This is a genomic window from Tateyamaria sp. (assembly GCF_059783535.1).
Map to the genome: position 1 here is coordinate 1 of NZ_JBYNDP010000198.1, position 4,996 is coordinate 4,996.

At 60.8% G+C, this 4,996-nt stretch carries 7 protein-coding genes and 1 pseudogene; 5 read left to right on the plus strand and 3 right to left on the minus strand.

Annotation, left to right across the window (positions count from 1 at the left end):
- From AC6RA8_RS21085 to AC6RA8_RS21095, 3 genes are all read left to right on the plus strand, one after another.
- The coding region (locus AC6RA8_RS21085; RefSeq protein ID WP_500355621.1) for a nitrile hydratase subunit alpha at positions 1 to 143 on the plus strand (143 nt) is incomplete at its 5' end.
- Positions 140 to 814, plus strand: a complete 675-nt coding sequence (gene nthB, locus AC6RA8_RS21090; RefSeq protein ID WP_500355608.1) for a nitrile hydratase subunit beta — start codon at positions 140 to 142, stop codon at positions 812 to 814. The genes AC6RA8_RS21085 and nthB, both read left to right, overlap by 4 nt.
- Positions 811 to 1,119, plus strand: a complete 309-nt coding sequence (locus AC6RA8_RS21095; protein WP_500355610.1) for a nitrile hydratase accessory protein — start codon at positions 811 to 813, stop codon at positions 1,117 to 1,119. Before nthB ends, AC6RA8_RS21095 begins: the two co-directional genes overlap by 4 nt.
- An 85-nt stretch (positions 1,120 to 1,204) precedes the next feature.
- On the opposite strand, the gene AC6RA8_RS21100 is transcribed toward AC6RA8_RS21095, so the two are convergent.
- Positions 1,205 to 1,600 carry a DUF6524 family protein gene (locus AC6RA8_RS21100; RefSeq protein WP_500355613.1) on the minus strand — a complete coding sequence of 132 codons (396 nt, stop codon included), beginning with the start codon at positions 1,598 to 1,600 and terminating at the stop codon, positions 1,205 to 1,207.
- Positions 1,601 to 1,774: 174 nt separating this feature from the next.
- Between AC6RA8_RS21100 and AC6RA8_RS21105 the strand changes: the two genes are divergently transcribed.
- Both AC6RA8_RS21105 and AC6RA8_RS21110 read left to right on the plus strand, forming a co-directional pair.
- Complete coding sequence (locus tag AC6RA8_RS21105) at positions 1,775 to 3,067, plus strand: adenylosuccinate synthase (protein WP_500355615.1); 1,293 nt, start codon at positions 1,775 to 1,777, stop codon at positions 3,065 to 3,067.
- Positions 3,068 to 3,077: 10 nt separating this feature from the next.
- Positions 3,078 to 3,293, plus strand: coding sequence for a DUF2842 domain-containing protein (locus AC6RA8_RS21110; protein ID WP_500355617.1), 216 nt, complete (start codon positions 3,078 to 3,080; stop codon positions 3,291 to 3,293).
- On the opposite strand, the gene AC6RA8_RS21115 is transcribed toward AC6RA8_RS21110, so the two are convergent.
- Entirely contained in the window at positions 3,272 to 3,820 is a 549-nt protein-coding gene (locus AC6RA8_RS21115; protein ID WP_500355619.1) for a GNAT family N-acetyltransferase, read from the minus strand. The two genes, AC6RA8_RS21110 and AC6RA8_RS21115, sit on opposite strands and share 22 nt — an antisense overlap.
- 65 nt (positions 3,821 to 3,885) lie before the next feature.
- Positions 3,886 to 4,996, minus strand: a pseudogene (locus AC6RA8_RS21120) (hypothetical protein); the annotation flags it as partial.

The following is a 4,996-nucleotide window of genomic DNA, read 5'->3' on the forward strand; positions in this document are numbered from 1 at the left end:
GGGTGTGGGATTCGACCGCAGAGGTGCGCTACCTCGTTCTGCCGCAACGGCCCGAAGGGACCGAAGGCATGGATGAGGCCGCGCTGATGGCACTGGTCACCCGTGACAGCATAATTGGCTGTGGTCTGGCGGTGTCACCTTGACGCGTGTGCACGACATGGGTGGTCGTTTCGGGGATGGTGCCGTGGTGCCAGAGCCTGAGGATGTGATTTTTCATGACGATTGGCATCCGCGTGCGTTGGCGATCACGCTGGCGTGCGGGTCGCTGGGGCTATGGAATATTGATGTGTCGCGTCACGCGCGGGAGTGTTTGTCGCCCAAAGACTACACGCGCTTTTCCTACTACGAAAAATGGATGGCTGCGCTGGCCGATTTGCTGGTCGATACCGGGGCGGTGAGCCGTGAAGAGCTGGCAAAAGGTACGGCGCGGGGATCGAGCGAGCTGGCGGAGAAGCGATTGGCTGCGGATGCCGTGGCCGGTGTTCTGGCCAAGGGTGGTCCCGCAACGCGCCCAAGCAATGTTGCCGCCCTTTTCATTACTGGGGACACGGTGCGCATTCGGTCGGTCCCGGAGAATGTGCAAGTGCCCGGTGGGCACACCAGGTTGCCTGCCTATGCTGCCGGGGCCGAAGGGACAATCGTGCGACAGCATGGCACGCATGTTTTGCCCGACAGCAATGCACACCGCATGGGCGAAGCGCCGGAACCGCTCTATGCCGTGGCAGTCAAGGCAAGGGACATCTGGGCACATCCGGAACATCCCGACGACGAGGTGATCCTTGACCTCTGGCAAAGCTATCTGTCAACCACATGACGCCCGAGCCGAGTTTCGAAGCCCCATGGCACGCGCAGCTTTTTGCGTTGACCGTGCATTTGAACGAAGCGGGGCATTTTGCCTGGCCCGACTGGGCCGCGCGTTTTGGCGCTATGTTGAAGCAGCACGGTCTGGCGAAAGAGCTGAATGGCGGGGACGACTATTTCATCGCGTGGCTCGAAACACTCGAGGCGCTGATGACGGAAACAGGAGCCGCTGAGGCAGCCGCGCTTTCAGATATGCGCGCAGCATGGGAAGCCGCCTATCTGCGCACACCGCACGGGCAGCCTGTCACGCTGGATTGATCCATCATCTTGCCAAATAAACTCCCGGGGATTGGGGCTGGTCCCCAAGGATGAGATTGTTCGGCGAAAAGTCTTGGCGTTGTGGCTACTCGTCCACGTCGTCCATATCCGCCTGCCCCGACAGGCGCCGCCGTACATGACTCCAGTTCAAGCCGATGCCCAATACCAGCGACAGGGCGAACACGCCCAGCCACGTGTTGAGGTTGCCGTTATCCAATGTGAGCAGTCCGAGATCATAGAGCACCCAGAGCACCGCACCAACGACCGCCAACACCAGTGCCATGCCGAACCCGCCAATGGATCGCAGCGTGGCGCGCAGGTAGATGATGTAGCCGATCAGCAAGAGCAGCCCGGCGAGAACCGCGATTGAGAGATTGCTTGGCCCATGCTGCACGGCCCACGCCACGTAGTTGTATTCCGTCGGATTGTAGGTGGCGGCCAGAAGGCCAAAGGCGAAAAGCCAACGTGCGAGAAAGCCCATGGGGGTTGGTCCTTGGATCGTGCTGATGCGTTGATGGCCTGAAACCTGCGCTTGTCGCAAGCTGCAGGTGCCTCTAGCGGTGGTATTTTTCGTCAGAAGAAACACAGATACCGGTTTGCCTCGGCTCGTGGTGTCGCTATACGGGCGCGGGTTTGCTTTCTGAAAGGGCATCAAATGGCCAATGTGGTGGTTGTCGGCGCACAATGGGGCGACGAGGGCAAGGGCAAGATTGTCGACTGGTTGAGCGAGCGGGCAGATGTCATTGCGCGCTTCCAGGGCGGACACAATGCCGGGCACACGCTGGTCATTGACGGAGAAGTCTACAAGCTGCATGCGCTGCCCTCGGGCGTGGTGCGTGGTGGCAAGCTGTCTGTCATCGGCAACGGTGTCGTGCTGGATCCGTGGCACCTTGTATCCGAGATCGAGACCTTGCGTGCCCAAGGCGTTGAGATCACGCCCGAGACACTGATGATCGCCGAGAACACGCCGCTGATCCTTCCGATCCATGGCGAGTTGGACCGGGCGCGCGAATCCCAGAATTCCGTGGCGAAGATCGGAACGACGGGCCGCGGCATCGGTCCGGCCTACGAGGACAAGGTGGGCCGCCGCGTTGTGCGTGTCGCCGATCTGGCTGATCCCAAGACCCTTGAGCTGCGCGTGGATCGGGCCCTAGTGCATCACGATGCACTGCGCCGTGGGCTTGGCCTTGATCCAGTGGATCGCGATGCGCTGATCGCCGAGCTGAGCGAGGTGGCGCCCGCCATTCTCGAATACGCCGCCCCCGTCTGGAAGGTGATGAACGAGGCGCGCAAGGCTGGCAAACGTATCCTGTTCGAAGGGGCGCAGGGCGCGCTTCTGGACATTGATTTCGGGACCTATCCCTTTGTCACGTCCTCAAACGTGATTGCGGGACAGGCCGCAACCGGTGTCGGCATGGGACCGGGCAGCATCGATTTCGTGCTTGGCATCGTCAAAGCCTACACCACCCGTGTGGGCGAGGGACCATTCCCGACCGAATTGGAAGATGCGGATGGTCAGCGCCTGGGTGAACGCGGGCATGAGTTTGGCACCACGACCGGTCGCAAGCGTCGCTGTGGGTGGTTCGATGCCTGCCTTGTGCGCCAGACATGCGCGACGAGTGGCGTAAACGGGATTTCGCTGACCAAGCTGGATGTCCTTGACGGGTTCGAGACGCTGAAGATTTGCGTGGGCTACGAGCTGGATGGCGAAACGCTGGACTATCTGCCGACCGCCGCTGATCAACAGGCGCGTTGCACCCCGGTCTACGAAGAGATGCCCGGCTGGTCGGAATCGACCGAAGGCGCGCGCAGCTGGGCTGACCTGCCCGCCAACGCGATCAAATATGTGCGCCGGGTTGAAGAGTTGATCGACTGCCCCGTTGCCCTACTTTCCACCTCGCCCGAGCGTGAGGATACGATCCTGGTCCGGGACCCCTTTGCCGACTGAGGAGCCTCGCATGGCGCTGCGCTACAAGACCCGGAAATGGCTGGCCCTGCTGATCCTGATCGTGGCACTGCCGCTCTATATCGTGGCGGCAGTGTCCATCGTTGGGCTGTTCGAGCGTCCGCCGATCCTTGTTGAATTGTTGATCTATGTTGGGTTGGGCGTCATCTGGGCGTTTCCGCTGAAGTTTGTCTTCAAGGGGATCGGTCAGCCTGACCCGGACGCCTGACGCGCCTGCCATGTCGCTTTGTTGAGCCGGTAGCATTCATAAAGCGCCGTGCCGCTGCTGAGTGTTCGCTTTTCGGTGGCGACGTGATCAACACCCAGTTTTGCGGTCGCCTTTTGTGAGCGGATATTGTCGGTACCAATGTGGAACCACACGGCATCCATGTATTGGAAGGCGTGATCCAGCATCAGCGATTTCATTTCCCAATTCGCGGCACCGCCCCAATAGGCGCGTGTCAGGAAGGTGAAACCGATGCCATATTCCCCCGGGCTTTCCGGAGCAGGGTAGTAGCGAGAGCAACCGACGATTTCATTGCTGGCCCGGTCGGTGACGGCAAGCGTGCCGCCTTCGCTCAGAAGCATTTGGAAATAGGGCGCGAACACCTCTGGCTTGTAGCGGTCATGGGACGGATGGACCGCCCAGATGGCGGGATCGGACGCTGCATGCGTAAGTGCCTTTTCATCTTCGGCCCGCAGTGGGCGCAGGTGCAGCGTGGGGCCGGTCAGTGTGGGTTGGTCTGGAAAGCTCATATGCGCATCAGCCATCAAAAAAGGCGCCCGTGCAAGGGCGCCTTTGAAGAGTTCATTTGCCGGACTTAGCCTGCTTCGCGCTGGTCCGGGCGATAGCCGATATCGCCCGTCACGGCAAAGCGGCCGCCTCTGATCTTTTCGATCTTGCCTGCGCGCAGCAGCTGGCCGAAAGAACGCAGCCCGTCTTCGCGGCTGAAGTCGCCTTGTTCGACCTGACGCACTTTGGTCATCAGTTGTGGGCGCGAGAATTGATCACGACCTTCCACAAAGCTCAGATAGCTTGCGGCGGCTTCCAGCAGGGATGGCAGGTCATGCGCCCCCATTTCAGCTGCATAGTCAGCGAAATTGCCCGCCTCTTCGGTGCTTGTGCCGTCATCCATCGCAGCTACTCGGCGCGGTGTGACGGGACCCTTGGGCGCCGCGTCAACGTCAACCCGTTGTTCCGCAACCAGTTTGAGCGGTGCAGGGCGGTCGCTGCTCGGGCGCTTCGCACCTTCGTTGCGGGCTTCGGGACGGCGGGGTTTGACGACAGAAGCAAGGTCCGAGCGGAACGCGCCTTCCTCTTCTTCGTCTTTCTTGCCGATGTCAGCATCCGCCTTTTTCGCCATGACCGCAGCCTTGAGATGCTGGAATGCGTTGCGGCGACGCGACCCTTCCGGTTCATCCATCTGGTTCTCGGCTTCGGCCATCAGGCGTTGCACGTCATCATCTTTGACGGCTTCGGGTTCTGCTGTCGTGTCTGCCTCGGCTTCGACGTCATCAGCGTGGTCGTCGTCAATGTCTGTGTCGGCGTCCTCTGATACCGGCAATTCCGCCTCGACCTCGGCCAGCTCCGCCAGCAGTTCGGCTTCATCTTCTGCCGACAAAGTGCTGTCAGCAGTTGAGTCCTCGACCTCTTCAAGCGCGCCGCTGGCGATGGCAGCGTCGATGTCCGCGCGCTTGACCTTGATCACGCGTGCGCGGGGGTGGGCAGGTGCCTCCTCAGCTTCGGGCGCGTCGACCTCTGTGCTGTCGTCAAAGAGGTTGTCGGCCTTGTCTTCTTCCGATGCGGGCGCATCGTCATCGGCTGCCATCAATGCCGCCAGCGTGTCGAGACCAAGATCATCGTCATCATCCGCTTGCGAATCGGGTTCGGCTGCGATCACCTCTTCTGCTTCTGCTTCTGCTTCTGCTTCT